The 26,791-nt window shown below is 65.3% G+C and carries 25 protein-coding genes and 2 pseudogenes; 11 read left to right on the top strand and 16 right to left on the bottom strand.

From position 1 onward, the window contains the following. Window positions 1-50 precede the first annotated feature (50 nt). Window positions 51-422: a dihydroneopterin aldolase gene (gene folB / locus ABB29_RS13730; RefSeq protein WP_057660009.1), complete on the bottom strand. Its 372-nt coding sequence runs from the start codon at window positions 420-422 to the stop codon at window positions 51-53. Next, window positions 422-1,462: a tRNA (adenosine(37)-N6)-threonylcarbamoyltransferase complex transferase subunit TsaD gene (gene tsaD, locus ABB29_RS13725; RefSeq protein ID WP_057660007.1), complete on the bottom strand. Its 1,041-nt coding sequence runs from the start codon at window positions 1,460-1,462 to the stop codon at window positions 422-424. The genes folB and tsaD overlap by 1 nt, the downstream gene beginning before the upstream one ends. A gap of 130 nt (window positions 1,463-1,592) precedes the next feature. Here tsaD and rpsU point away from each other — a divergent pair, with 130 nt between their 5' ends. The 6 genes from rpsU (at window position 1,593) to ABB29_RS13695 (ending at window position 6,142) form a co-directional block, all read left to right on the top strand. Further along, on the top strand, window positions 1,593-1,808 hold the full coding sequence (gene rpsU / locus ABB29_RS13720) for a 30S ribosomal protein S21 (protein ID WP_002808376.1): 216 nt from the start codon (window positions 1,593-1,595) through the stop codon (window positions 1,806-1,808). A 136-nt stretch (window positions 1,809-1,944) separates the two neighbouring features. Beyond that, entirely contained in the window at window positions 1,945-2,391 is a 447-nt protein-coding gene (locus ABB29_RS13715) for a GatB/YqeY domain-containing protein (protein ID WP_057660006.1), read from the top strand. A gap of 7 nt (window positions 2,392-2,398) precedes the next feature. Then, window positions 2,399-2,899, top strand: a complete 501-nt coding sequence (locus ABB29_RS13710) for a GNAT family N-acetyltransferase (protein ID WP_057660004.1) — start codon at window positions 2,399-2,401, stop codon at window positions 2,897-2,899. A gap of 70 nt (window positions 2,900-2,969) precedes the next feature. Next, window positions 2,970-3,857, top strand: coding sequence for a YihY/virulence factor BrkB family protein (locus ABB29_RS13705; RefSeq protein WP_057660000.1), 888 nt, complete (start codon window positions 2,970-2,972; stop codon window positions 3,855-3,857). Window positions 3,858-3,878: 21 nt separating this feature from the next. Continuing rightward, entirely contained in the window at window positions 3,879-5,609 is a 1,731-nt protein-coding gene (dnaG, locus tag ABB29_RS13700; RefSeq protein ID WP_057659998.1) for a DNA primase, read from the top strand. Between the two features lie 14 nt (window positions 5,610-5,623). Next, window positions 5,624-6,142 (top strand): protein tyrosine phosphatase family protein, encoded by a 519-nt coding sequence (locus tag ABB29_RS13695; RefSeq protein ID WP_057659996.1) that lies wholly within the window; start codon window positions 5,624-5,626, stop codon window positions 6,140-6,142. A 5-nt stretch (window positions 6,143-6,147) separates the two neighbouring features. Here ABB29_RS13695 and ABB29_RS13690 read toward each other — a convergent pair whose 3' ends face one another. The 4 genes from ABB29_RS13690 to ABB29_RS13675 are packed head-to-tail and all read right to left on the bottom strand — an operon-like array spanning window position 6,148 to window position 9,580. After that, window positions 6,148-7,059, bottom strand: a complete 912-nt coding sequence (locus ABB29_RS13690; RefSeq protein WP_057659994.1) for a heme o synthase — start codon at window positions 7,057-7,059, stop codon at window positions 6,148-6,150. A gap of 1 nt (window position 7,060) precedes the next feature. Continuing rightward, window positions 7,061-8,206 (bottom strand): COX15/CtaA family protein, encoded by a 1,146-nt coding sequence (locus tag ABB29_RS13685; protein ID WP_057659992.1) that lies wholly within the window; start codon window positions 8,204-8,206, stop codon window positions 7,061-7,063. Between the two features lie 13 nt (window positions 8,207-8,219). Continuing rightward, window positions 8,220-8,792 (bottom strand): hypothetical protein, encoded by a 573-nt coding sequence (locus ABB29_RS13680; RefSeq protein ID WP_057659990.1) that lies wholly within the window; start codon window positions 8,790-8,792, stop codon window positions 8,220-8,222. Between the two features lie 26 nt (window positions 8,793-8,818). Next, window positions 8,819-9,580: an SURF1 family protein gene (locus tag ABB29_RS13675; protein WP_083487918.1), complete on the bottom strand. Its 762-nt coding sequence runs from the start codon at window positions 9,578-9,580 to the stop codon at window positions 8,819-8,821. A 116-nt stretch (window positions 9,581-9,696) separates the two neighbouring features. Here ABB29_RS13675 and ABB29_RS13670 point away from each other — a divergent pair, with 116 nt between their 5' ends. After that, window positions 9,697-9,915: a twin transmembrane helix small protein gene (locus tag ABB29_RS13670; RefSeq protein WP_057659987.1), complete on the top strand. Its 219-nt coding sequence runs from the start codon at window positions 9,697-9,699 to the stop codon at window positions 9,913-9,915. Between the two features lie 133 nt (window positions 9,916-10,048). Here the strand turns inward: ABB29_RS13670 and ABB29_RS13665 are convergent, their stop codons facing one another. From ABB29_RS13665 to ABB29_RS13645, 6 genes and pseudogenes are all read right to left on the bottom strand, one after another. Continuing rightward, a complete protein-coding gene (locus ABB29_RS13665) occupies window positions 10,049-10,927 on the bottom strand; it encodes a cytochrome c oxidase subunit 3 (RefSeq protein ID WP_057659986.1) in 879 nt (292 codons plus the stop codon). Window positions 10,928-10,954: 27 nt separating this feature from the next. After that, window positions 10,955-11,539, bottom strand: a complete 585-nt coding sequence (locus ABB29_RS13660) for a cytochrome c oxidase assembly protein (RefSeq protein WP_057659984.1) — start codon at window positions 11,537-11,539, stop codon at window positions 10,955-10,957. Then, complete coding sequence (locus ABB29_RS16765) at window positions 11,536-11,670, bottom strand: hypothetical protein (RefSeq protein ID WP_281177437.1); 135 nt, start codon at window positions 11,668-11,670, stop codon at window positions 11,536-11,538. The genes ABB29_RS13660 and ABB29_RS16765 overlap by 4 nt, the downstream gene beginning before the upstream one ends. A 22-nt stretch (window positions 11,671-11,692) precedes the next feature. Next, window positions 11,693-13,321 carry a cytochrome c oxidase subunit I gene (gene ctaD / locus ABB29_RS13655; RefSeq protein ID WP_057659983.1) on the bottom strand — a complete coding sequence of 543 codons (1,629 nt, stop codon included), beginning with the start codon at window positions 13,319-13,321 and terminating at the stop codon, window positions 11,693-11,695. A 32-nt stretch (window positions 13,322-13,353) separates the two neighbouring features. Further along, on the bottom strand, window positions 13,354-14,289 hold the full coding sequence (gene coxB, locus ABB29_RS13650; protein WP_057659981.1) for a cytochrome c oxidase subunit II: 936 nt from the start codon (window positions 14,287-14,289) through the stop codon (window positions 13,354-13,356). A gap of 18 nt (window positions 14,290-14,307) precedes the next feature. Then, window positions 14,308-14,789: pseudogene (locus tag ABB29_RS13645) on the bottom strand (DUF2244 domain-containing protein). A 328-nt stretch (window positions 14,790-15,117) separates the two neighbouring features. On the opposite strand from ABB29_RS13645, the gene putA reads away from it, so the two are divergent. Together putA and ABB29_RS13635 are read left to right on the top strand one after the other, a co-directional pair. Then, window positions 15,118-18,291: a bifunctional proline dehydrogenase/L-glutamate gamma-semialdehyde dehydrogenase PutA gene (gene putA / locus ABB29_RS13640; RefSeq protein WP_425414778.1), complete on the top strand. Its 3,174-nt coding sequence runs from the start codon at window positions 15,118-15,120 to the stop codon at window positions 18,289-18,291. A gap of 155 nt (window positions 18,292-18,446) precedes the next feature. Beyond that, complete coding sequence (locus ABB29_RS13635; protein ID WP_057659976.1) at window positions 18,447-19,607, top strand: GGDEF domain-containing protein; 1,161 nt, start codon at window positions 18,447-18,449, stop codon at window positions 19,605-19,607. An 87-nt stretch (window positions 19,608-19,694) separates the two neighbouring features. Here ABB29_RS13635 and ABB29_RS13630 read toward each other — a convergent pair whose 3' ends face one another. After that, a complete protein-coding gene (locus tag ABB29_RS13630; protein ID WP_057659974.1) occupies window positions 19,695-21,080 on the bottom strand; it encodes an OmpP1/FadL family transporter in 1,386 nt (461 codons plus the stop codon). A 222-nt stretch (window positions 21,081-21,302) separates the two neighbouring features. On the opposite strand from ABB29_RS13630, the gene ABB29_RS13625 reads away from it, so the two are divergent. Continuing rightward, window positions 21,303-21,995 carry a rhomboid family intramembrane serine protease gene (locus ABB29_RS13625; RefSeq protein ID WP_057659972.1) on the top strand — a complete coding sequence of 231 codons (693 nt, stop codon included), beginning with the start codon at window positions 21,303-21,305 and terminating at the stop codon, window positions 21,993-21,995. Between the two features lie 153 nt (window positions 21,996-22,148). After that, window positions 22,149-22,469 carry a DUF1820 family protein gene (locus tag ABB29_RS13620; protein ID WP_057659970.1) on the top strand — a complete coding sequence of 107 codons (321 nt, stop codon included), beginning with the start codon at window positions 22,149-22,151 and terminating at the stop codon, window positions 22,467-22,469. 15 nt (window positions 22,470-22,484) lie between these two features. Here the strand turns inward: ABB29_RS13620 and ABB29_RS13615 are convergent. From ABB29_RS13615 to gpmI, 3 genes and pseudogenes are all read right to left on the bottom strand, one after another. Beyond that, window positions 22,485-23,843 (bottom strand): annotated as a pseudogene (locus ABB29_RS13615) (S41 family peptidase); the annotation flags it as partial. A gap of 105 nt (window positions 23,844-23,948) precedes the next feature. Beyond that, the gene (locus ABB29_RS13610) at window positions 23,949-25,220 is read right to left on the bottom strand and encodes a murein hydrolase activator EnvC family protein (protein ID WP_057659968.1); all 1,272 of its coding nucleotides are present in this window, start codon (window positions 25,218-25,220) and stop codon (window positions 23,949-23,951) included. After that, complete coding sequence (gpmI, locus tag ABB29_RS13605) at window positions 25,217-26,773, bottom strand: 2,3-bisphosphoglycerate-independent phosphoglycerate mutase (protein ID WP_057659966.1); 1,557 nt, start codon at window positions 26,771-26,773, stop codon at window positions 25,217-25,219. Before gpmI ends, ABB29_RS13610 begins: the two co-directional genes overlap by 4 nt. Window positions 26,774-26,791: the final 18 nt, after the last annotated feature.

Genomic DNA, 26,791 nt, shown 5'->3' with positions numbered 1-26,791 from the left:
ACAAACCCGCCGCGTGTTCAAGCCCACTCATGCCGCAGCGGGTGGACGGTTCATGGCTGGCCGCGTTCGATGAGCACGCCGACCGCGCGCGCATTGCCGACCGCACCGGGCTTGCTGAGCTTGATCCGCAACCAGCGCACGCCGAATTCATCCTGCAGCAACTGCGCGCAGCGCTCGGCCAGGGTTTCCACCAGCGCGAACTGCGATTGCGCGACATAGGCGCTGAGGCGGCGGCTGATGGCGTCGTAATCCAGGGTGTCGGCGACGTCGTCGCTGGCTGCCGGGATCCGGTTGTCAAAGCCCATCTCGATATCCAGTTGCAGGCGCTGGCGGATGTCGCGTTCCCAGTCGTAGACGCCGATGACCGCATCCACGTCCAACTGGTCGATGAAGACCCGGTCCCTGCAGGTTGCGCTGGTCATCACGCCCCCTGCGCTGCCAGCGCCGGCAACGCGGCCATGTCCCAGCGCGGGGTGACCTTTACCTGTGCCGGTTCGTGCTGGCCGGCCTGCAGCCGCAGGGCACCGGCAAAAGCGATCATCGCGCCGTTGTCGGTACACAGCGCTGGCCGTGGAAAGCAGACGCGGCCGCCACGCTGCCGGGTCATCACATCCAGCTTGGCCCGCAGCCGCTTGTTGGCACCGACGCCGCCGGCCACGACCAGCACGTTGCAGCCGGACGCCTCCAGCGCACGTTCGCATTTGATCGCCAGCGTATCGACCACTGCATCCTCGAAACCGCGGGCAATGTCGGCGCGCGTCTGCGGGCTCTGGTCGCTGTCGCGCCAGGCCAGCAGGACCTGGGTCTTGAGCCCGGAAAAGCTGAAGTCCAGGCCGGGCCGGTCGGTCATCGGCCGTGAAAAACGGTAGCGGCCGGGCGTGCCCTGCTCGGCCAGGGCCGCCAGCTGCGGGCCGCCCGGATACGGCAGGCCCATCATCTTGGCGGTCTTGTCGAACGCCTCGCCGGCGGCATCGTCGAGGGTTTCGCCCAGCAGCCGGTACTGGCCGATTGCCTCCACCGCCACCAGCTGGGTGTGGCCGCCCGACACCAGCAAGGCCACGAACGGGGGCTCCGGGGCGTTTTCCTCCATCAACGGCGCCAGCAGATGGCCTTCCATGTGGTGGACGCCGATGGCCGGCACTTCCAGCGCCCAGGCCAGCGAGCGCGCCACCCCGGCGCCAACCAGCAACGCCCCCACCAGTCCGGGCCCGGCGGTATAGGCCACGCCCTGCAGATCGGCGATGCGCAGCCCGGCCTCATCCAGGGTCTGCCGGATCAGCGGCAACAGCTTGCGCACATGGTCGCGGCTGGCCAGTTCCGGCACCACCCCGCCATATTCGGCGTGGAGGGCTATCTGGGTGTACACCGCATGGGCCCGCAACGCAGTGGCGGCGGGCTGTCCGGTGTCATAGACGGCGACGCCGGTCTCGTCGCAGCTGGTTTCGATGCCTAGGACTTTCATGGGTGTATGTTGCACCTTTCCGCGCTAGGCCGCTATAATGCGCGGCTCACCCGGTCTGACCGGGATGTGGTCTATTGTTGTTTACCCGGCTGTCCCCGAGAGCCGTTACCCAAATTTTTCGAGATTACCTATGCCCAGCGTCAAAGTCCGCGAGAACGAGCCCTTTGAATTTGCGCTCCGTCGCTTCAAGCGCACCTGCGAAAAGGCCGGCGTGCTGGCCGAAACCCGCAAGCGCGAGTTTTACGAGAAGCCGACCCAGGAACGCAAGCGCAAGGCGGCTGCAGCGGTCAAGCGCCAGCTGCGTCGCAGCTCGCGCGATGTGACCAAGCGCCAGCGCCTGTACTGAGCAGCTGCGCAGGTCCTGGCAGTCCGGCCACCGGCCGGCTGCAAGTGGCCCCGGAGCCGGCACGCGCAAGCGTCGCCGGCTTTTTGTGTTTCAGGTTTTGCAAGGCAACTGTCCCCACTTACCGCAGGAGATCCACATGTCCCTGAAGCAACAGCTCACCGATGACATGAAGACCGCGATGAAAGCCGGCGACAAGCATCGCCTCGGCGTCATCCGCCTGGTCAATGCCGCCATCAAGCAGCGCGAAGTGGATGAACGCATCGAGCTGGACGACACCGCCGTACTGGCAGTGCTGGAAAAGATGGTCAAGCAGCGCAAGGATTCGGTGAACCAGTTCGAAGCCGCCGGCCGCGAGGATCTGGCCGTCATCGAGCGCGACGAGATCGCGGTCATCGAACACTACCTGCCGGCCAAGCTAGGCGAAGCCGAGATCCAGGCCGCCATCGACGCCGCCATCGCCGAAACCGGCGCCAGCGGCCCAGCCGACATGGGCAAGCTGATGGGCGTACTCAAGCCGCGCCTGGCTGGCCAGGCCGACATGGGTCAGGTCTCGGCGCTGATCAAGAAATCCTTCAGCGCCTGATCCGGCCATGGGTAACGCCGTCGATATCCGCATCCGCCAGGCGCGCGTGGAGGACGCGGGGCAGATCCTGGCCTTCATCCGTGAGCTGGGCGAATACGAACAGCTGGCGCATGAAGTGGTCGCGACCGAAGCGGGCCTGACCGAACAGCTGTTCGGTCCGCAGCCGGCGGCGGAAGTGCTGATCGCCGAAGTCGATGGCAAGCCAGCCGGTTTTGCGCTTTTTTTCCGCAACTTTTCCACCTTCCTGGCGCAACCTGGCCTGTATCTGGAAGATCTATATGTGCGTCCGGCGTTGCGCGGCCAGGGCATCGGCAAGCGGCTGATGATCCATCTGGCACGGCTGGCGGTGCAGCGCGGCTATGGCCGCTTTGAGTGGTCGGTACTGGACTGGAATGCCCCGGCGATCGGCTTTTACCGCCGCATTGGTGCGATCGGCCTGCAGGAATGGACGGTACAACGCTTGACCGGCGACGCCTTGCGGGGGTTGGCGGGGCAACCCATCGACTAAGCGCTGTCACGCAGCGCTGGCGCCTGCTCTGGCATGCTGGGGCGGTGTTCCACCGTCCCCGCCCGGTACCATGCCCTTGCAGCTTCCGCCCGTCCTGCTAGCGCTCCAGCAACGCTGGCAGCGCAGTCTTCCCGCCGCCTTCATCGATCGCTTCATCAGTGCCGACCTGATTACCCAGGCGGCCTCGCTGGCGTTCTTCGCCCTGCTGTCGCTGGCACCGCTGCTGGTCCTGCTGCTGTGGCTGACCAGCCTGCTGTATCCGGCCGCCCAGGAATCGCTGCTCGACCAGTTGGGCCAGCTGGCCGGGCAAGGCGCCGCGACCGTCGCCGATACCGTCATCGAGAACGCCAACACCCAGCCCAGCGTGGGCTCGCTGGCCGGGCTGTGGAGCACCATTCTGCTGTTCGTCGGCGCCAGCGCGGTGTTCGCCCGGCTGCAGACCGTGCTCAACCTGATCTTCCAGACCGACGAGCCGCGCCTGGACGGGATCATGGCCTGGCTGCGCAAGCGGGTGTTCTCGTTCGGCATCGTCCTGGCGCTGGGCTTCCTGCTGCTGATTTCGATGCTGCTGAGCACGGTGTTGCAGGTGGTGTTCGCGCAGATCCCGTCGCTGTTGCCGGTGGTGGCCAACGTCATGTCGCTGGTGGTGTACGTGCTGGCCTTTGCCTTCCTGTACCACTATCTGCCGGACCGGCCGGTGCAGTGGCCACAGGCGTTCATGGGCGGCGTGCTGACCGCCGGGCTGTTCGTGCTCGGCCGTTATGCCATTGGCCTGTACATCAGCCATGCCGCGCCCGGCAGCGCCTACGGCACGATGGGAACGCTGGTGATCCTGCTGGTCTGGATCTACTACGCCACGCTGGTGTTCTTTGTCGGCGCGGCACTAACCGCGGTCATTGATGAACGCTACCGCCCGGCCCCGGCAGCGGCCGTGGATTCGTCGCCGACACAGGCCTGAAGCATGGCATCCTAGTCGGTCATGGCACGCATCCCTGACGCTTTCATCGACGAATTGCTGGCCCGTACCGACGTGGTCGAGGTGGTCGGCGCGCGCGTGCCGCTGAAACGGCAGGGCAAGGAATATTCGGCCTGCTGTCCATTCCACGACGAGCGCTCGCCATCGTTCACGGTGTCACCGACCAAGCAGTTCTATCACTGTTTTGGCTGCGGCGCGCACGGCACCGCGCTGTCGTTCCTGATGAACTACGACAAGCTGGAGTTCCTGGACGCGGTCGAGGAGCTGGCGCGCCGCAACGGCATGGAAGTGCCGCGCGAAACCCAGCAGCGCAATCAGAACAGCGACAGCCGCGAGCTGTACGCGGCACTGGATGCGGCCAGCCGCTTCTTCGAAAAGCAGCTGGCCGGCAGTGACAAGGCCAAGGCCTATCTGGACCAGCGTGGCGTCGATCAGAACATCCGCCAGCAGTTCTCGATCGGCTATGCACCGGATGGCTATTCGGCGCTGAAGGACGCACTGGGGACCGACGAGCGCCGGCACAAGCTGCTGGACCGCGCTGGCTTGTATTCGAAGAATGATCGCGGCCATGTCTATGACAAGTTCCGCGACCGGGTGATGTTCCCGATCCATGATCGGCGTGGCCGCGTGATCGCGTTTGGCGGCCGCGTGCTGGACAAGGACGACGGCCCGAAATACCTCAATTCGCCAGAAACCGCGTTGTTCCACAAGGGTCGCGAACTGTACGGCCTGTGGCAGGTACGCCAGGCCAACCAGAAGATCACCCGGCTGATCGTGGTCGAAGGCTATATGGACGTGGTCTCGCTGTTCCAGTTCGGGGTGCCGCAGGCGGTGGCCACGCTCGGCACCGCGACCACGCCGGAACACGCCGAGCTGCTGTTCCGCAATGCACCGGATGTGTACTTCTGTTTTGACGGCGATGCCGCCGGCCAGCGCGCGGCATGGCGGGCGCTGGAATCGGTGCTGCCGCGGATGAAGGACGGCCGCCAGGGTTTCTTCCTGTTCCTGCCTGATGGCGAGGACCCGGACAGCATCGTCCGCAAGGAGGGCGTGGCCGGTTTCGATGCGCGCCTGCAACAGGCGATGCCGCTGTCGGAGTTCTTCTTCAATGAAATCGGCAAGGACATCCGCCTGGGCACGCTGGACGGCAAGGCACGCCTGGCCGAGCGCGCCAAGCCGCTGCTGGCGCAGATACCCGACGGCGCATTCGCGGATCTGATGCGGCTGCGGCTGGGTGAACTGACCGGGATGGGCGACCCGTCGCGCAACCGTCCAGCTGCGCCACCACCACGGATCAGCCGCAAGCCGCAGAATCCGGCCAATAAACCCAGTCTGGTACGCAGTGCCATCGTCCGCCTGCTGCATCATCCGGCGCTGGCGCTGAGCCTGCAGCCGCCGTTCGCATTCGCCGGCCTGCGCCTGCCCGGTATGGAGCTGTTGCTGGAACTGCTGGATATCGTCCAGCAGCGGCCGGACATCACCACCGGCGCATTGCTCGAGCATTTCGCCGACCGACAGGAGTGGGATGCCCTGCACAGGCTGGCGATGCAGGAGATCCCCGGTGACATCGAAAACTGGCGTGACGAGTTGCTCGACGCGATCCAGCAGATGGAGCGCCAGTTGCTGCAGCAACGATTGGAAGAGTTGCAGGAAAAAGGTCGCGCGACCGGTTTGGACGATGCCGACAAATACGAACTGCGCATGCTGTTGCAGGCACGCGCCAGCCACCGCTGAGCCAAGGTGAAGACATGAGCCACACAGATCAAACCCGGATACGTCTGCGGCCCTGGTGGCTGCTGCTGTGCCTGCTCGCTGCCAGCGCCAACCTGCCGGCGTCCCAACCCACGCTGCTGCAGCCAGGTCTGTATACCGGCGGCCAACCCAGCGCCGCGCAACTGCGGGATCTGGCGGGCAAGGGAGTGGCCACCGTCATCGACCTGCGCGCGCCGGAAGAAGAACGCGGCATCGATGAAGCCAGCATCGTGCCGGCATTGGGCATGCAGTACGTGAGCCTGCCAATCGGCTCCGCGGAGGACATCAACAACGGCAATGCGCGCGCGTTGCAACGCCTGCTCGATGACAGCCAGGGGCCGATACTGCTGCACTGTGCCAGCGGCAACCGGGTTGGTGCACTGCTGGCCCTGATCGCTGCGGAAAAGCCCGGCGAAGATGCCGAATCTGCGCTGCGACGAGGTAAAGCCGCGGGTCTTGGCTCACTGGAGCCGATCGTGCGCCAGCGCCTTGGACTACCGCCGATTCAGCCCTAGAACGACTACCGCAGGCGGGTGATGTCGGTGAACGGCAGCAACCAGTGATCGACCAGCAGGAACGCGAACAGTGCCATCAGATAGACGATTGAATAGTTGAATACCCGCATCGGGAAGTAATCATCCGGCGGATCCAGCAGGCGCCACGCGTACCACAGGAACACCGCACCCAGTACCAGTGCGCCGCCCAGATAGAACAGCCCGCTCATGCCGAACACCACCGGCAATGCGGTGATTTCGACCAGCAGCACGGTGTAGAACAGGATCTGCCAGCGGGTATAGGTCACGCCGTGAGTCACCGGCAGCATCGGCACCAGCGCGCGCGCGTAGTCTTCGCGGCGGAATATCGCCAGCGCCCAGAAATGCGGCGGCGTCCAGACGAAGATGATCAGCACCAGCAACAGCGCATGCGCCCAGTCCCATTCGCCGGTCATGCCGGTCATCGTCGACCAGCCCAGCAATGGCGGCGCGGCGCCGGCGACGCCGCCGATGACGATGTTCTGTGGCGTGGCCCGCTTGAGGAAGCCGGTATAGACCAGCGCGTAGCCAATCAGTGAGGCAAACGTCAGCACCGCGGTGATGGTGTTGACCCAGAGCACCAGCAGCAGCATCGACAATGCCGCCAGCACCAGTGCAAACAGCAATGCCTGCCATGGCTTGACCTCGCCGACCACCAGCGGACGCCATGAGGTGCGCGCCATCTTGGCGTCGATGCGCGAATCCAGCAGCTGGTTGATCGCCGCCGCACTGGCCGCGGCCAGCCAGATGCCGATGAAGCCGATCACGCCGCGACGGACCTGCTCCCAGCTAGGCGCGCCATCGATGGCCAGCAGCATCCCGACCAGCGCGGTGAAGACGATCAACGCCACCACCCGTGGCTTGGTCAGTGACCAGTACTGGCGCAAGGGAAAGGCCATGTCAGTCCGGCCGGCGCAGGCGCGCCACCAGGGTGATCAGGGTGAACAACAGCAGCGCGGCGCCGGCGTTGTGCGCCACCGCGATCGGCAACGGCAGGCTCAGCTTGACGTTGAGGATGCCAAGGGTGACCTGGCCACACACCAGCAACGCCAGCGCCACCGCCCAGCCACGCATGCTTGGCGTGCGCAGCAGCCGCCACGCCAGCGCCAGCAGATACACCGCCAGCACTACCGCCACCATCCGGTGGGCCATCTGGATGGCGATGCGCGACGCGCCATCGAGCACCCCACCTTCGTAATCAACGCCAACCCCACGCCACAACACGAAGCCTTCGCTGAAGTTGGTTGGCGGCCACCACTGGCCCACGCACTTGGGGAAATCCAGTCCACACGACAACGCCGCGTAATTGGCACTGACCCAGCCACCCAGGGCAATCTGCAACGCCAGCAGGCACAGGCCACCGATCAGCCAGCGCCGCAGGGCGCGCGCATCGGCCAGCGTGATTGGCATGTCGGTCGCGCGCCAGGCCATCCACACCAGCAGCGCGAATGTGGTCAGGCCGCCAAGCAGATGGCCCATCACGACGATCGGCTTGAGCAGCCAGGTGACCGTCCACATACCCAGCAGGGCCTGGAAGATGATCACCGCCAGGGTCAACGCGGCGACCCGGGCAAGATCACTGTTCGACCAGCGCATCGCCGCCGCCAGCAGGATCGCTTCGCCGGCAATCGCCAGCAGCGATGCGGCCATGTGCTCGCCATGCATGTACAGCGGAATGCCGCAGCCGACGAGCGCGGCGGCGGCCAGGATCTGGGCAATGCCCCAGCGTCGTTTGCGCGCCGCCAGCAGTGACAGCAGCAGCACCAGCATGCCGAGGGTGGCGGCCAGGTGGCGATGGACCTGTTCGCGCCAGGCCTTGTGGGTTTCGAACGGACGGATCGCCGACGCCGCGTGATCATTGACGTCCTGGGCCGCCGACGGCCATGCGGCGCGTCCGTAGCAGGTCGGCCAGTCTGGGCAGCTGAGGCCGGCGTTGGACAGGCGCACGAATGCGCCGAACACGATCACGCACAGGGCCAGACCAGCCGCAAGCCAGGCGATGCGGTGGAAATGACGGTAGACCGAAGGCCGGGAGTAAGCGTTCATCGCGGTGGCGCACTCATATTAGTTTCAGCAGCTTGGCGACGTCGGTGCGCAGGTCGGCCGGGTCGAAGCCCGGGGCGTAGCGCAGGATGACGAAGCCGTTGGGATCGATCACGTAGACCGGCACTCCGGCCGGATCGTCGACAGCGGGCAAGGCGCTACGCAATGCATCATCGCTGGCCAGAAGATGCAGCGAATCCGGCTTGCGCGCGGACGCCGGCCACGGTCCCAGCCACAGGATCTCGACCTTGTCGGCGTTATGTCCGAACAGCCTCCACACGGTATCCAGATCCCTGGCCAACGTGTCGCAGTCGGCGCCGCAGCCGGCCGGCGGCGCGGCCACGATGCGCCAGATGCGCTGTTCCACGCGCCAGCTGTAAGGGCTGCCGTCCTGTTGCATGGGCCGCAACAGGCGCACGTCGGCCGGCGGTTGCAGCAGCTGCCCATGGTTCTTGTGTCCGGCAGGTTGCCAGCCGGCAAAACGCAGGACGCCGGCCCCGGCCATGCTGCCGAAGAACAGCACGAACAGCGCCACCAGCATCCAGCGGCCGCGCCGGGTCCGGGCGGGGTCGGGAATGGAAGAATTCATTCCGGCATTTTCTCACGCGCAGCCATTCAATGCGCCCTCTGTCGCGCGCGGCGTCCGCGCCAGCTCAGCAGCAGTGCGGTGATCAACACCGCCAGCGCCAGTCCGAACCACTGCACGGCATAGCCCAGGTGGCGTTGTGGCGGGATCGTATTGGGCAGGATCTCCAGATCGCGGCGGGCATCCGCGGGCAGCCCACCAACCCGCAGCGCCGGATCCAGGCGCAGCACCCGCGGCGCCACCGCCATGCCGGGCGCAAGCCGCGCACCGATCGCGCGCACATCGATATGGGTGACCAGATGGCGCTGCTGATCCTGCTGCGTCGGACTGGCCAGCCAACGGGTCATGCCAGCCGCCGGCGGCGGTGCCAGCAGGCCCCGCAACGTCAGCTCCGCCCCGGTCGGGCAGCGCACGTCCGGCAACGCGCGTTGATCGCCCAATGGCAGCCAGCCGGCATCGATCAGCATCACGAACGACTGCCCACTGGGCCGTGCCAGGCAATACAGCTGTACCCCGGGCCTTCCCTCGTGGATGCGGTTGTCGAGGAATACCGGGGTCGGCAACAGAGCAACCGTGCCGCTGCTCCAGTCGTAGCGGGTCGCTCGTTGGGCATCATTGGCCGCGGTCAGCGGCAGTGCCACGCGCCGGCTCAGCACCTGTTGCGCGTCTGCCAGCATCGCCTGTTTCTGGCTGGCGCGATGCAGTTGCCAGTTGCCGAGCATGCAGAAGCCGACGATGACCAGGGCGGCCAGCAACCAGCCCACCGCCAGCGGCATTGTTCGCCGGCTCATGCGCGGTCGCCCGCTGCCAGGCCACTGCAGCGGCGTCGTCCGCCCGGCATCGCCCCGGCCGGCAGCCATCGCTGCGATAATGTCGCCATCATCGTCCCACCGCCACCGAGGGCATCATGAACGACTCGCTCAAAACCTTGCTCATCATTGCGTTCCTGATCCTGATTCTGTGGAACCTCGGCGCCGGCCTGTATTACCTGCTGGTCGACAAGGGACAAAGCAAACGCACCGTCAACGCCCTGACCCGTCGCATCGCGTTGTCGGTCGGCCTCATTCTGCTGGTCATCCTTGGGATCTATACCGGCGTGATCCAGCCACACGGCATCAATGGCTGATCACGCCCTTCTGAACATGCTCTTCTGAACATGTCGTCCTGAAACAGAAGAGGCCGGCATTGCCGGCCTTTTCTGTTTGCAACCCATCATGTTGCAGCCAGTCGCCCCGGCCACGGCATGTTGGTCGCTGGAATCAAATCACGTAGACGAACAGGAACAGGCCCAGCCAGACCACGTCGACGAAGTGCCAGTACCAGGCCACGGCTTCGAAACCGAAGTGATCGTCCTTGCTGAAGTGGCCCTTGGCACAACGCAGCCAGATGATCGCCAGCATGATGGTTCCCAGGGTTACGTGGGCACCGTGGAAACCGGTCAGCATGAAGAAGGTCGAGCCGTAGATGCCCGAACCCAGGGTCAGGTTGAGTTCCTTGTAGGCGTGGATGTATTCCTCGGCCTGGAAGTACAGGAACACGCAGCCCAGCAGCACGGTCGCGCCCAGCCACACCAGCAACTGGGTGCGGTGCGCGGCCTTCAACGCATGGTGGGCCAGGGTGATGGTGACGCCGGAGGTCAGCAGGATCAGCGTGTTGATCAGCGGCAGGCCCCATGCCGGGATGGTCTGGAAATGCCCACCGATCTGGCCCGGGCCGTTGCTCGGCCAGGCCGCGCTGAAACCTTCCCACAGCACGCTGTTGGTCATCACCCCGTCGCCTTCGCCACCCAGCCACGGCAGCGCCAGGTTGCGCGCGTAGAACAGCGCGCCGAAGAACGCCGCGAAGAACATCACTTCGGAAAAGATGAACCAGACCATGCCCATCCGGAACGACACATCGACCTGGCGGTTGTAGTTGCCAGCCAACGATTCGCGGATGACATCGCCAAACCACATGAACAAGGTCGCGCACAGCATCAGCACGCCGGCGAAGAAGGTCCATTTGCCCCAGCTGGCGTCATTCAGCCAGCTGGCCACGCCGACCATGGTGACGAACATGGCGATCGATCCCACGAACGGCCACTTGCTCTGGTGCGGCACGAAATAAATGTTGGCGTCTGGCGAATGGGCTTGTGCCATGGCGGTGTTTTCCGTTCCTAAACTCAATCAGGGCGCCGCATGCGGCGTTTGGGTTGCGCTGGACGCGCCCAGCCGGGCAGTCAGCGCATCGTTCTTGTAGAAGGTATATGAAAGCGTAATCGTGTTCACGTCATCCGGCAGATCCGGGTCGACGATGAAGCGCACCGGCATGTCGCGACTTTCACCGGCGGCCAGGGTCTGGGCGGTGAAGCAGAAGCACTCGGTCTTGGTGAAGTAACCCGAGGCGCGCGCCGGCGCCACCGAGGGAACCGCGCTGCCGACAATGTCCTTGCCACTGTCGTTGCGGGCGAAGTACTTGGCTTCGTACAGCTCGCCCGGCACCACCTGCATGGTCAGCTGTTCGGGATGGAACGCCCACGGCAGCTTGGAATTGACCCCGCCATCGAACTCCACCGTGATCAGCCGCGACGGCTTGGCCGCCTGTTGCGCCGACACCTGGCCGGGGCCCTGCTCCAGGCGGATGCCGAATACCTTCTCGCAGGCGATGCGGTACAGCGGTACCAGTGAAAACGTCAGCACGAACGCCGCCATCGCCACCCCAATCAGCTTGACCATGCCGGCCGAGTTGGACTTGCGTTGCGGCTCGCTCATGCGTTCATCACTCCGGACAGGATGAAGGCCACGTAGATCGCCACGGCGATGAACGCCATGACCAGCGCCGTGCGCAGCACCGCCCTGCGGCGGCGTGCGGTGTCATCGGGACGTGGCTGCGGCGCATTCATCGGCTTGGCTCCGGCGTGCGTATCAGTGGCTCACGTCGCCGTGTGCCAGATCGCCTTCCTTGATGATCGGCGGGGTCGCGAAGGTGTGGTGCGGCGCCGGCGACGGCACGGTCCACTCCAGGCCCCTGGCGTTTTCCCAGGCGCGGGCGTCTGCCTTCCTGCCGCTGCGCAGCGAGTGGAACAGGATGCCGGCCATCAGGAACGGGGTCACGAACATGCCGAACGCACCGATCGAGCTGATGAAGTTCCAGTCGGCGAACACCGGGTTGTAGTCCGGGATACGGCGCGGCATGCCGGCCAGGCCAAGGAAGTGCTGCGGGAAGAACAGCAGGTTGACGAACACCACCGTCCACCAGAAGTGGAACTTGCCCCAGAACTCGCTGTACATGCGGCCGGTCCACTTCGGCCACCAGTAATAGGTCGCGGCGATGATCGAGAACAGCGCGCCGGTCACCAGCACGTAGTGGAAGTGGGCGACCACGAAGTAGGTGTCGTGGTACTGGAAGTCAGCCGGCACGATCGCCAGCATCAGGCCCGAGAAACCACCGATGGTGAACAGGATGACGAAGCCGACCGCCCACAGCATCGGGGTTTCAAAGGTCAGCGAGCCCTTCCACATGGTGCTGACCCAGTTGAACACCTTCACCCCGGTCGGGATGGCGATCAGCATGGTCGCGAACATGAAGTAGATTTCGCCACCCAGCGGCATACCCACGGTGAACATGTGGTGGGCCCAGACGATGAACGACAGGAAGGCGATCGAGGCGGTCGCGTAGACCATCGCCTGGTAACCGAACAACGGCTTGCGGCTGAAGGTCGGGATGATTTCCGAGACGATGCCGAACGCCGGCAGGATCATGATGTAGACCTCGGGGTGACCGAAGAACCAGAAGATGTGCTGGTACATCACCGGGTCACCGCCACCAGCGGCATTGAAGAAGCTGGTGCCGAAGAACTTGTCGGTCAGCAGCATGGTCACCGCACCGGCCAGCACCGGCATCACCGCGATCAGCAGGAATGCGGTGATCAGCCAGGTCCAGCAGAAAATCGGCATCTTCAGCAGGTCGATGCCCGGCGCGCGCATGTTGAGCACGGTGGCGATGATGTTGATCGCGCCCATGATCGAGCTGACGCCCATCATGTGGATGGCGAAGATCGAGAACGCCACGTTGGCGCCACCCTGCAGCGACAGCGGCGGATACAGCGTCCAGCCGCCGGCAACCGCGCCGCCCGGCAGGAACAGCGTCATCAGCAGCAGGGTGAACGCGAACGGCATGATCCAGAACGACCAGTTGTTCATCCGCGGCAGCGCCATGTCGGGCGCGCCGATCTGCAGCGGGATCATCCAGTTGGCGAGGCCGACGAAGGCCGGCATCACGCCACCGAAAATCATCACCAGCGCATGCACCGAGGTCATCTGGTTGAAGAACTCGGGCTTGACGAACTGCAGGCCCGGGGTCATCAGCTCGGCGCGGATGATCACCGACATGCCCGCGCCGATGATGAACATGATGAAGCTGAAGATCAGGTACAGGGTACCGATGTCTTTGTGGTTCGTTGAGAAGAACCAGCGCTCGATGAAGCTCTGCTGGTGACCGTGATGATCGTCGTGGCCATCGTGATGATGATTGTCGACTGCGCTATGGGTCATGTGCGTGATCTCTTTGCAGCTGATGCGGACGGTCAGGCCTGCGCCGAAGGCGCAGCCGTCTCGTTGGAGGGGGTGGCGTCCTGCGCCGGCGCGGCGTCGCCTTCAACCGGCGCGGCAGGCACTTCGCTCGGCGCCTGTGGCACCGCTTCCGGCGCTGGCTTCTTCGACGCCAGCCACTGCTGGAACTCGGCCTTGGGCACGGCCTTGACCACGATCGGCATGAAGCCATGGTCCTTGCCGCACAGCTCGGCGCACTGGCCGCGATAGATGCCCGGCTCCTGGATGTCGGTCCAGGCTTCGTTGACGATGCCCGGGATGGCGTCCTGCTTCCAGCCCAGCGCCGGCACCCACCAGGCGTGGATGACGTCGTCGGCGGTGATCACGAAGCGGATCTTGGTATCGGTCGGCAGCACCAGCATGTTGTCGACGTCCAGCAGGTAATGCGGGTTGTCCTTGACGCTGGGGATGTCGCCACTCTGGCGGATACGGTCGGATTCCTTGTCCAGGCGGCTGGTGAAGGCCACGTTCTCGCCCTGGTACTCGTACTTCCACATCCACTGGTAACCGGTGATCTTGACGGTCATCTCGGCATCGCGGGTGTCGTACATGGCGATCAGCTTGGCGGTCGCCGGCCAGGCCATGACCACCAGGATCAGCACCGGGATGATGGTCCAGATGATTTCAGCGGTGGTGTTGTGGCTGAACTGGGCGGCCACGGCACCCTTGGACTTGCGGAACTTGAACATCGCATAGCCCATCGCGCCGAACACGATGATGCCGATGACCACGCATACCCACAGCGAAATCATGTGCGCGTCGTAGGCATGCTGCGAGGACGAAGTGACGCCGCGCCCCATGTTCAGCTGCCACTCCTTCGGGTCCGCCGACTGTGCCCACGCCAACGCCGGCGTTGCCAGCGACAGGCCAGCCATCATCAAACGCTTCCAAAACCCATTCACTTGCGTCATTGCCTAGACCCCAATGCGTCATCGGTTGCGGCCGTTTTGGCGGCCGCCAGTAAACCCTGCAGTTTTTCCGCCAGTTCCAGGCGTTCGGCCGGTCCCAGGAGGTTGCCCACCTCGATCCGGTTGCCGCTGGACGCCAGCGAAATCCTTTCACCACCCTCTTCGACCCGCAGTTGCACCCAGTAGGGATGCGCCGTGAACACCGGCGCCGACCGCGAAGGCTGATGGACTTCCACCCGCTCCGGACCAATGCTGATGACCTCGCTGCGCTCGCCGTTGCGCCAGGAAGCACACAACGCCGCCGCCACCATCACACTGTGCAGCAACGCGAACCCGGGTGCATAGACATTGCCGGCCAGCCAGCCCATCAGGGCCACCAGCCACATCGCCCCCGCCAACACCGCGAACAGAGTCACGAATTGGCGGGCCGTCAACGCCCGCGGCGGTCGCAACCGCAGTCGCGCGCCAGAACCTGCAGGCAATGAGGTAAACACCTCGATCATGTTGCCAACCGCGCTTTGAGGCTGCGGAAAACTGTTAAATGGTAGCCTCCGCGGCGCCACGGCGGCAAGCTGCGGCGCATCTGCCGCCGGTATGCGGACATCGGCGCCGGACGGCGGCGGCGGCCGCAGCGCAGCCTCGCGCCACTGCCATGAGAGATGTGACACATCTTCTGAATCCCAGCTGTGGCAAGGCATTCGGAGCATCGGCAAGCATGTTCCCAAGGCCCGACAAGCTCTACACTATTGGGCTTCCTTTGGTCTTGTATCTGCCATGTCCGCCAGCGTCGACAGTCTTCCCTACACCGCCCTGGCCGACTTGCCGGGCGACATGATTGCGCCGGAACTGCCGGCCTCGCCGTCGCCACTGCGCGCGGCCATCACCGCGGCCTGGCTGCGTGACGAGACCGAGCACGTGCGCGAGCTGCTGGAGCAGGCCCGCCTGCCCGCCGAGGAACAGGCGCGAGCACAGGCACTGGCCACCGATCTGGTGCGCCGGGTACGCGAGCACGCCCAGGACCAGGGGGCGATCGAAGCCTTCATGCGCCAGTACGACCTGGGCAGCGAGGAAGGCGTGCTGCTGATGTGCGTGGCCGAGGCCTTGCTGCGGATTCCCGACCAGGACACCGCCGACAAGCTGATCCGCGACAAGCTCGGCGACGCGGACTGGAAGAAGCACATGGGCGGCAGCGATTCGATGCTGGTCAACGCCTCGACCTGGGGACTGATGCTGACCGGCAAGCTGGTCAGCCTGAACGACCTGACCCGCCACGACACCCGCGGCGCCTTCAAGCGCCTGATCGGTCGTGTCGGCGAGCCGGTGGTGCGGCTGGCGGTGCGCCAGGCGATGCGGATCATGGGCCACCAGTTCGTGATGGGGCGCAGCATCGGCGAGGCGCTGGCGCGCTCGCGCAAGGGCGAGCAGGCGGCGTATCGCTATTCGTTCGACATGCTCGGCGAGGCCGCGCTGACCGCCGGCGATGCCGCCCGCTACCTGGACTCCTATCGCCAGGCCATCCACGCCATCGGTGCCACCGGCCCGTTCGCCGATGTGTTCGCCGCGCCCAGCATCTCGGTCAAGTTGTCGGCGCTGCATCCGCGCTACGAACACGCCAAGCGCGAGCGGGTGCTGGCCGAGCTCTCACCGGCGATCCTCGAACTGGCGCAGCTGTCGAAATCCTACGGCATCGGCTTCACCATCGATGCCGAGGAAGCCGAGCGCCTGGAACTGTCGCTGGACCTGATCGAGGCCACTTTCGCCGATCCCTCGCTGGACGGCTGGGAAGGTTATGGCCTGGCCGTGCAGGCGTACCAGAAACGGACCCCGTACGTGCTCGATTTCCTGGCTGATCTGGCCCGCCGGGTCGGTCGCAGGATGCCGGTGCGACTGGTCAAGGGCGCCTACTGGGATGCCGAGATCAAGCGCGCCCAACTGGAGGGATATCCGGGCTATCCGGTGTTCACCCGCAAGGCCAACACCGACGTGTCCTATCTGGCCAACGCCCGTCGCCTGCTCGACCACGGCGACGCGCTGTATCCGATGTTCGCCACCCACAACGCGCAGACCATCGCCGCCATCCGCAGCATCGCCGCCGGGCGCGACTACGAGCACCAGAAACTGCACGGCATGGGCGATGACCTGTATTCGGAAGTGATTCCGGCCGACAAGCTGGGTATCCCCTGCCGGGTGTACGCGCCGGTCGGCTCGCACGAGGACCTGCTGCCGTATCTGGTCCGCCGCCTGCTCGAAAACGGCGCCAACTCGAGCTTCGTCAACCGCATCACCGATGACAGCGTGCCGATCGAGGATCTGGTCCGCGACCCGGTCGAGACCGTCAACGGCTTCGACAGCATCCCCCATCCACGCATTCCCCTTCCAGTGCAGCTGTTCCGCAACCAGCCCGCACCGATCAAGACTTCAGACAGGAACAACTCCATGGGCGTCAATCTGGCCAACGACAAGGCACTGCAGGCACTGGCCGAGCAGGTCAATGCCACCGGCGAAAAACTGCTGGCCGGCAACCAGCTGGCGACCCCGCTGGTCCCGGGCGCGGTGCCGTCCAATGCCTTCCTGCCGATCAGCAACCCGGCCGACCACCGCCAGATCGTCGGCCAGTGGCAGCCGGCCGACAGCGCCACCGTGGAAAAAGCCATGGTCAATGCGGTTGCCGCCCAGCCGGCCTGGGATCGCACCCCGCCGGCCAGCCGCGCCGCCATCCTCGAACATGCCGCTGACCTGCTGGAAGCGCGCACCGCCGAGTACATCGCGCTGTGCGTCAAGGAAGCCGGCAAGACCATCCCCGACAGCGTCGCCGAAGTACGCGAGGCGGTCGACTTCCTGCGCTATTACGCCGGCCAGCTGCGGACCAGCTTCAATCCCGAGCCACTGCCCGGCCCGACCGGTGAATCCAATCAGTTGCAGCTGCATGGCCGCGGCGTGTTCGTCTGCATCAGCCCGTGGAACTTCCCGCTGGCGATCTACATCGGCCAGATCGCCGCCGCGCTGGCCGCCGGCAACGCGGTGATTGCCAAGCCGGCCGAGCAGACCAACCTGGTTGGCTACCGCGCCACCCAACTGCTGCACGAGGCCGGCATCCCGGCGGCGGTGCTGCAGTTCCTGCCCGGTGACGGCGCCACCGTCGGTGCCGCGCTGACTGCCGACCCACGGGTGGCCGGGGTCGCCTTCACCGGCTCCACCGACACCGCGCGGGCGATCAACCGCGCATTGGCCGCCCGTGACAGCGCGATTGGCGTGTTGATTGCCGAAACCGGTGGCCAGAACGCCTTCATCGCCGACTCCTCGGCACTGCCGGAACAACTGGTCAAGGACGCGATCTCCTCGGCCTTCACCTCGGCGGGACAGCGCTGCTCGGCCTCGCGTGTGCTGTTCGTGCAGGATGACATCGCCGACAAGGTGATGACGATGCTGGCCGGGGCGATGGACGAGTTGAAGATCGGCGACCCCGGACTGCTGTCCACCGACATCGGTCCGGTCATCGACGCCGATGCGCTCAAGCTGCTGGAAGATCACGCCGCGCGGATGAACAACGAAGCGCGCCTGATCAAGCAGACCGAGTGCCCGGAAGCGGCCGCGCACGGCACTTACTTCGGCCCGCGCGCGTGGGAACTGCATTCGCTGGATCAGCTGCACAAGGAGATTTTCGGGCCAGCCCTGCACGTCATCCGCTGGAAGGCCGATGAACTGGACCAGGTCATCGATGCGATCACCGCCAGCGGCTACGGCCTGACCCTGGGCATCCATTCACGCATCGACGAGACCGTGGATCGGATTGCCAGCCGCGCCCGGGTCGGCAATGTCTACGTCAACCGCAACCAGATTGGCGCGGTGGTCGGGGTGCAGCCGTTTGGTGGCCAGGGCCTGTCGGGCACCGGTCCCAAGGCTGGCGGACCACATTACCTGCCGCGCTTCGCCACCGAGAAGGCGATCACCATCAATACCACCGCCGCTGGCGGCAACGCATCGTTGTTGACGCTGGGCGACTGACCTGGCGCATCCGCCCGGCCGTGCAGGCCGGGTGGCCGGAATTCGGCCTCAAGCACGTGTTCTATTTGTCACATTGGTGGAAATAGAGACGGTGTAGACACGCGCCCACCGGCGACGTCGTCACACTAGGGAGCGGTACCGCCAGAGAGGCATGCTTGATCACGACGGATTTCTACAACCTGCTGCTGAGCGACACCGCACTGGCTGCCCTGCTGCTGGTGCTGTTCTGGTATGTGGGTCATGTCTCGCACGGCGTCCGCGGCATCCGCACCTGGGGCGTGGCCCATTTCGTCTACTCGCTGGGTGCGGCGATGCTGGACGGCACATCGCAGACGATCACCCTGGCCGGCAACACCGCGCTGGCCGGCAACACCGCGGCCATCGGCGGCCTGCTGGCCTGCATCGGCATGAGCGGGCTGGCCTGGTCGATGATCCGGTTCAGCAGCCAGCGTCCGCTGCGTTCCTGGGAACAGGCGCTGGTGCCGGCCGCGGCAGCGGCGTCATTGCTGGTGTCGGTGCTGTCCGACAGCATCGACAGCCAGGGCACGGTGATGAGCGTGGTCGAGGTGGTGGCGCTGCTGCTCATGCTGCAGCACCTGGCCCGCCTGCGTGATGTCCCCGACCGCCTGCCGGCACGCATCATGATGGCTGCCTGCCTGGTGTTGCTGGGCCTGTACGGGCGGGATGTCTACTACGGCGTCCGCGGCTTGTACGCACCCAATTCGGACTGGGTCAACATCGACCTGTCGCTGTGGTTCCTGCTCAATTTCTGCATGCTGATGCTGACCAGCTTCCACGCCGCGCAATCGCTGCGCCACAGTGCGATGTATGACCCTTTGACCGGTGCGCTCAACCGGCGCGGGCTGGCGACAGCGATTGAACAAGTCTCGCCAGCCAGCGGATCCCAGCGGGGCTTTGCCGTGGTCGCGCTGGATCTGGATCACTTCAAGACCATCAACGATCAGCACGGCCACGACGCCGGTGACGTGGTCCTGCGGCGTTTTTCCGAAGTGGTCCGTGACAACATCCGCGGCGGCGACATTTTCGTCCGCCAGGGGGGTGACGAATTCGTGCTGCTGCTGCAGGGCGTCGACCACGCAGGCGCCTGCCAGATTGCCGAACGCATCCGCCTGCAGACGCTGTCGCTTTCATTTGCCGGCGCCACCGCGCTGCGCGCATCGGTCAGCGTCGGCATCTGCTACAGCGCGGTCCCGTCGGCGACGATGGAGACCCTGATGCGCGATGCCGACCGCGCCCTCTACGTGGCCAAGCAGAAAGGCCGCAACCAGGTACAGGTACTGGAAGCGGCGGTCTGATCTTCGACCCCCGGCCCACCCACGCTCGCCGACGACAAAAAAAACCCCGCCGGAGCGGGGTTTTTGTCGAAACATGTCGCGCTGCTATCAGAAGCGGTACTGCGCCGAGATGCCGTACAGGTCGGCACCACCGTCGAAGTCGCCAACCAGACGCGAACCGCTGGAGGAGACGATGTCGACTTCCGGCGTATCGACCAGATCGATCTTGGTGTAGTTGGCGCTCAGCTCGAAGTTTTCGGTGGCCTGCCAGGTCAGACCGACCGAGTACCACATGCGGTCCTGGTCGGGCATGCGCGGGGTGCGGTACGGCAGGCTGACCGGCGAGTCGTCGCGGGCAACACCGGCTCGCAGGGTGAACGCATCGCTGAACTTATATTCGCCACCGAGCGAGTACATCCAGCTTTCTTCCCAGTTGTAGTCTTCGGCCGAATCGGCCTGCGCCGGGTTGTCGAAGGTGATGCGGATTTCCTGCAGCGACGACCAGTCGGTACGCGAGACTTCGGCCATCAGCGCGAAGTTGTCGGTGGCGTACCAGCTGGCGCTCAGGGTGTCGGTAGCCGGGGTGGTCAACGCCGCACCGGCGCCGGTGTCGATGTAGGCACCGGTACCGGCCAGGATCGGAGCCACGCTGGCCGGCACGGTGAAGTCGGCGTCACCGTCGATGTCATGATCGATTTCCGAACGGTGCACGTAACCGATCGACCATTTGTCGGTCGGACGCCAGTTGGCGCCGGCGATCCAGCCCAGGCTGTTGCTGGTGCCCTGCACGCTGACGGTGCCGTCGTTCTTCTGCGGACCGTACGGGCCCTGGATCGGGTTGGGCATGAAGCACAGTGCCTGCGAGGCCGGGTTGGCGCAGACCGCCGAGCCGAAATCGATGGCGTTGGACAGGGTCACGTCGGCGTGTTCGTACACCGCACCCAGGCCCAGCGAGAAGCGCTCGGTCAGTTCCAGCGACATCGCCAGGGTCAGGTCGACGATCTGCACGTCCGACTTCAGCGCGTGGTAACGGCCGACCCAGTCGTTGTCGTATTCGGTCTTCAGGCCGAACGGCGCGCTGACCATGGCACCCAGGGTCAGGTATTCAAAGTTGTCGCTCAGCGGCAGGATGAAGGACATCGCCGGCACCGGGGTCAGGTCGCCGGCTTCGCCACCGTTGCCACCGGTCAGCGGCTGCTGCAGCGGGCTGCCAGCAGCGGCGCTGCCGCCACCATTGAACTTGAAGGACAGATCGATGCCGGTGACATCGGCCTGCAGGGTGCTGTCGGTGAAGGTCGACATGACGGCCGGGTTGTTGGCCACGACCGAGGCGTCACCCAGTGCCGATGCCGAACCGGCCATCGCGCGGCCCTGGGCCTTGACGCTGTTTTCCTTCAGCTGGAAAGCCGACGCATGTGCCTGGCCGGCGGCCAGTGCACCGGTAATCGCGAACGCCAATGCGGAAACATGGATGATGCGTTTGGTGAGTTGCATGTTGTAGTTCTCTCCGGAGACGTTGAAAAAACCGCCGTGCCTCTGTGGACACTGGCGGTAGAGCACACTCGTCAGCCGGAAGCCCCTCCCGACATACGATGCCGTATGCAGTATAGCGATCCGTTCTAACCAAACAATAACAACCGGGTTGCCGTTTCCCACTTCAGTTACATGAATAGGTGCTTTCACCGCTTCAGGCTCACGACCGGTTAAATTCCCGTCATGTTCGTCTCATTGCCATCACGCAAAAAGGCCCCATTACGGTGGGCCACGCCGTTGCTGTTCGTGGTCCTGTGGCTGGCTTTTCTCTGGGCCAATACCCGTTCACCCGCGTTGCAGGGGGAATTGCTGGTCCGCTGGGGCGCGCTGACCGGAGACACGCTGGCCCGTGGTCACTGGTGGATGGAACTGCATGATGGCCGCCTGCTGCGGCTGTTCACCGCCTTGTTCCTGCATGCCGACTGGGCCCACCTGCTCGGCAACCTGGTGTTCCTGCTGATCTTCGGCCTGCCCGCCGAACGCACGCTGGGGCCGTGGCGCTTCATGTTCCTGTTCCTGGTCGGCGGCGCGGTCGCCAACTTCGCCGCCGCGCTCAGCATCGGCACCCCGGACACGGTCATCATCGGCGCCAGTGGCGCGGTGTCGGCGGTGATTGGCGCGTATCTGGCACTGTTTCCAAATGCCAAGCTCGGCGTGGTCCTGCCGCTGGGCCTGTTCCTGGAATTCGTCAAGGCGCCGGCCTCGCTGCTGATCGGGATCTGGGCGCTGCTGCAGGTGCTGTTTGCCTACATCGGTCCGGCCTTCGGTGCGGTGGCCTGGTCGGCGCATATCGCCGGTTTCCTGTTCGGCGTGACCTACGCGCTGCTGGCGCGGGCGCGCATCGCCCGGCAACTGCGCAAGCGGCATGGATTCTAGGTGCGATGTTCCTCGCCCCCGTAGAGCGGAGCTTGCTCCGCTGAGGCATGTCAGCATGCGATTAGGCTGCGGCAGCTGTTCGGGTAGCGGGGCAAGCTCCCTTAGCGGAGCAAGCTCCGCTCTACGGGGCATCCGCCGATTTATAATGCCGGGATGGCCAAGAAGCTCTACAAGATTTCGTTTTTGAACCACACCAAGGTGTACGAGCTGTATGCCCGCCACGTCGCCGCCAGCGGCCTGTGGGGGTTCACCGAAGTCAGTGATCTGGTGTTCGACGTGCACGAAGGCCTGGTCGTGGATCCGACCGAGGAACGCCTGCGCGATGAGTTTGGCGCGACCCAGGTGCTGCACCTGCCGATGCAGAGCATCATCCGCGTCGAGGAAGTCGAGAAAAAAGGCCAGGCGGTGATCCGCGACGCGGCCAGCGGCGAGAAGGTGGTCACACCGTTCCCGCTGCCGGGCAAGCCGCGCTGATCTCCAGCGCGGCTATTTGCTGGCGCTGACCGTGGTGCCGGCGACCATCTTCTTCAGCTCGGCCAGTGCTTCAGCGATCGGCTTTTCGCCGTCCAGCACATCGCCGCTGGTGTAGTTCTCGGCACCTTCCTCATCACCTTTCAGGTGCCCCGGCAGGGTCGCTTCGCTGTAGTCGATGATGGTCGCCGGTGCCTCGACGCCGTCCGGATGCAGGACCACGTCCGGCACGATGCCACTGGCCTGGATCGAACGGCCGCTGGGAGTGTAGTAGCGGGCGGTGGTGAGCTTGACCGAGTCGCCGTTGTCCAGCGGCAACACGGTCTGCACCGAGCCCTTGCCGAAGGTGCGGCTGCCGACGATGCGGGCGCGCTTGTTGTCGCGCAGCGCGCCGGCCAGCACTTCCGACGCACTGGCCGAACCGGCATCGACCAGCACCACGATCGGTGCGCCGCCCAGGCGATCACCGGGGGTCGCGTCGAAGGTTGAATCACTGATCGCGATGCGGCCACGGGTGGAGACGATATTGCCCTTGTCCAGCACCGTGTCGGCGACCTGCACCGCCGCCAGCAGCAGGCCGCCGGGATTGCTGCGCAGATCCAGCACCAGCCCGCGCAACTTGCCCTTGGCCTGCAGCGTATCCAGGTTCTTCTGGAAGTCGGCCGCGGTATCGGCCTGGAACGCGCTGATGCGTATATAGCCGTAGCCCGGTTCCAGCAGGTTGCTGCGGACGCTGGCCAGGCGGATGGTTTCACGGGTCAGGGTGACATCGAACGGCTTCGGCTTGTCCTCGCGCACGATGCTCAGGGTCAGCTTGCTGCCCGGCTCGCCACGCAACGGTTCCATGCCGTCCTCGCCACTGATCGGCTTGCCGTCAATGGCGATGATCAGATCCCCGGACTTGATGCCGGCGCGCGCGGCCGGAGTGCCGTCGATCGGTGCGACCACCTTCAGCGTGTTGTCCGGCTGCTGGAACAGCTCGACGCCGATGCCGTCGTAGGCGCCATTGGACTGCTCGTCGAATTCCTCGGCGTCATCCTTGTCGAAATAGGTGCTGTGCGGATCCAGATCCAGCAGCAACCCGCGGATCGCCGAATGCATCAGCCTGCTGTCATCGACCGGTTCGACATAGGCCTCCTTGACCGCATTGAACACCGCCACGTAGCGGCGGATTTCATCCAGCGGCACTTTCGAGGTGGTGGTTTCGGCGGCATCCGGATCGTCGCTGGCGGCGACCTCGACATCGTCCAGCGCGTCATCCGCCGGTTCGACGTCGGTCGCCGAATCCTGATCCGCTGCCGGCGGCGTTTGTTGCTGGGCCATTGCCGCGGGGGTCGCCAGCGCCAGGGCCAACATCAGGGAATAACGCAAACGCATGCAAGGCTCCAGTTGCCGAGTGTCCAGTGACCGCGAAAAGCTCGCGAGGTTCCAGCGATTATGCGCGAAGCCGGGGCAAGGGGATGTTCAAGCCGGCCGCGGCGGTCAACGCCGCTGCAGCCACGAGGCCGGGTTGACCGGCTGGCCGTTGAGGCGCAGCTCGAAATACAGCGCGCTGATGCCCTGCGCTCCGGAACTGCCGACCTTGGCCACCGCGTCACCGCGCTTGACCTGGTCGCCGGCGTCGCGCAACAGGCTGTCGTTGTGCGCGTACAGGCTCATGTAGCCGTTGCCATGGTCGACGATCAGGATCAGGCCATAGCCGGTCATCCATTCGGAAAACACCACCGTGCCGTCGGCGACCGCGGTGACCGTGCTGCCGGCCGGCGCGGCGATCATCACTCCGGAACTCTTGCGGCCGTCGGGCAACGTGCCGCCGTAGCCGGCCAGCAGGTTGCCGGACAGCGGCCAGCCCAGGCCGCCGACCTTGAGTGCCGGTGCAGTGGCGACCTTCGGCGGCGGCGGCTTGCGGGCGACCCTGGGGGCGCTGCCGGGCTCACTGGCCTGCTGCCGGGGTTCGCGCTCGGCGGCAGCCCGCTCGGCGGCGGCGCGCTTGGCCGCGGCGCGCTGTTCGGCCTTGGCCCGGGCGGCGGCGGCGCGCAGGTTGGCCAGCAGTGTCTCCAGCGACCGTGCATCACGACCGAGGGCTTTTTCGCGCTGGGCACGATCCTGGTACTTCTGGTCGAGTTCGGCGACCAGGCTGGCGCGCGCCTTGCGGTCGCTTTCCAGCTTGGCGACCTGGGCACGCTGCTGCTCGCGGCTGGCCAGCAGCTCGGCCTGGCGCCGGCTGATCTCTTCCTGCAGGGCATCGGCTTCGGCCAGATCGGTGGACAACTGGCGGATGCGCTGGCTGCCATCGCGTTGCAGATAGCGATGGTAGGTCAGGGTGCGATGCGCATCGGCCACCTGGTCCTGCGACAGCAGCACTTTCAACGCCGCATCGTCGCCCATCAGGTAAGCCGCGCGCACCAGCGTGGCCAGTTGCTCGCGTTCGCCGGCCATGCGCTTGCGCATCTCCGCCTGCCGCGCCTGCAGTTCGGCCAGCGCGGCTTCTTCGCGACGCAGCGCCGCTTCGGTTTCAGTGAGGCTGCGGCTGGTCTTGCCGACCTGCTCGTCGGCCTTGCGCAGCTGGCGTGAAGCATCGCCGCGTTGATCCTCGATTTTGCGCCGTTCCTGCGAAATCGTCTTCAGCTCGCCACGCACGCGTTCGAGTTTCTTTTCGGCACTGCGCTTGTCCTGCGCCCACGCGCCGTCGCCTGGCGCCGCCGATGCCAGCAACAACAGTGCAACGGCCAGCGCGCGGGCGAACCTCATCATTGCGCCGGGCTGATCAGGCTGCGACCGGTCATGGCTTCGGGTTGCACGATGCCGAGCAGGTCCAGCAAGGTCGGCGCGACATCGCGCAGGGCGCCACCGCTGCGCAGGGCCAGGCGGCGCTCGCCGACGTAGACGCACGGCACCGGACCGACGGTGTGGGCGGTATGCGGCTGGCCGGTGGCGGGATCGCGCATCATTTCGAGATTCCCGTGATCAGCGGTGATCAGCATCGCGCCATGCGCCTGTCGCACCGCTGCTTCGACCTTGCCGATGGCTACGTCGACCGCCTGCGCGGCGAGGATGGCCGCCTGCAGGTCACCGCTGTGACCGACCATGTCGGGGTTGGCGATATTGCAGATGATGCAATCGAAGCGGCCCGAGTCGATCGCGGCGACCAGCTTGTCGGTCAGTTCCGGGCAGCTCATTTCCGGCTGCAGATCATAGGTGGCGACCTTGGGACTGGGCACCAGGATACGCTCCTCGCCGTTGAACACGTCCTCGCGGCCGCCACTGAAGAAGAACGTCACGTGCGCGTATTTTTCGGTTTCGGCGATACGCAGCTGGGTCAGGCCGTTGTCGGCCAGCAACTCGCCCAGGGTCTGGCGCAGATCGTCCGGGCCAAAGGCCACCGGCGCCGGCAGTCTGGCGTCGTATTCGGTCAGGCAGACGAAACGCGACAACGCCGGCCGGCGCGCCTCGAACCCGGTGAAGTCGGGGCTGACGAAAGCCGCGGTAATCTGGCGGGCACGGTCGGCGCGGAAGTTCATGAACACCACCGCGTCGCCATCGGCCATCGGCTGCGGGCTGCCAATCACGGTCGGCAGCACGAACTCGTCGTTCTCGTCGCGTGCATAGGCCGCCTGCAACGCGCCAAGCGCGTCATCGGCGTGATGCTCGGCGCGGCCCTCGACAATCGCATCCCAGGCCTTGTGCAGGCGGTCCCAGCGCTGATCGCGGTCCATCGCGTAGTAGCGGCCACTGACGCTGGCGATGCGGCAGTTGCCGAGCTTGTCGCACAGCGCCTGCAGTGCGCGCAGGCTGGACTCGGCCGATCGCGGCGGGGTATCGCGGCCGTCAAGGAACGCATGCACCAGGACCTTGGCCACGCCCTGGCGATGGGCCATTTCCAGCATCGCGAAAACATGCCGTTCGTGGCTGTGCACTCCGCCCGGCGACAGCAGTCCAAACACATGCAGGGTGTGGTTGCCCTGGCGCGCGGCCTGGCATGCCGCCAGCAGTTCCGCGTTGTCGAAGAAGCTGCCGTCCTCGATGGCGGCATCGACCCGGGTCAGGTCCTGGTAGACGATGCGGCCGGCGCCCAGGTTCATGTGGCCCACTTCGGAGTTGCCCATCTGTCCATCCGGCAGGCCGACGTGGCGGCCTTCGGTATGGATCAGGGTGTGCGGACAGGTCGACAGCAGACGCTGCCAGTTCGGCAGGGTCGCCTGGGCCAGCGCATTGTCGGTCGGATCCTCGCGGTGTCCCCAGCCATCGAGGATCAGCAGTACCACGGGCTTGGGGCGGGTTGAGGCGGGCGTGGAGGTTGGGGACACGAGCAAGGTTCCAGTGAC

It is taken from the genome of Pseudoxanthomonas dokdonensis (assembly GCF_001431405.1).
Taxonomy (GTDB): Bacteria; Pseudomonadota; Gammaproteobacteria; order Xanthomonadales; family Xanthomonadaceae; genus Pseudoxanthomonas_A; species Pseudoxanthomonas_A dokdonensis.
The sequence above is the reverse complement of the archived record's forward strand: the minus strand, read 5'-3'. Positions and strand labels throughout refer to the sequence as shown.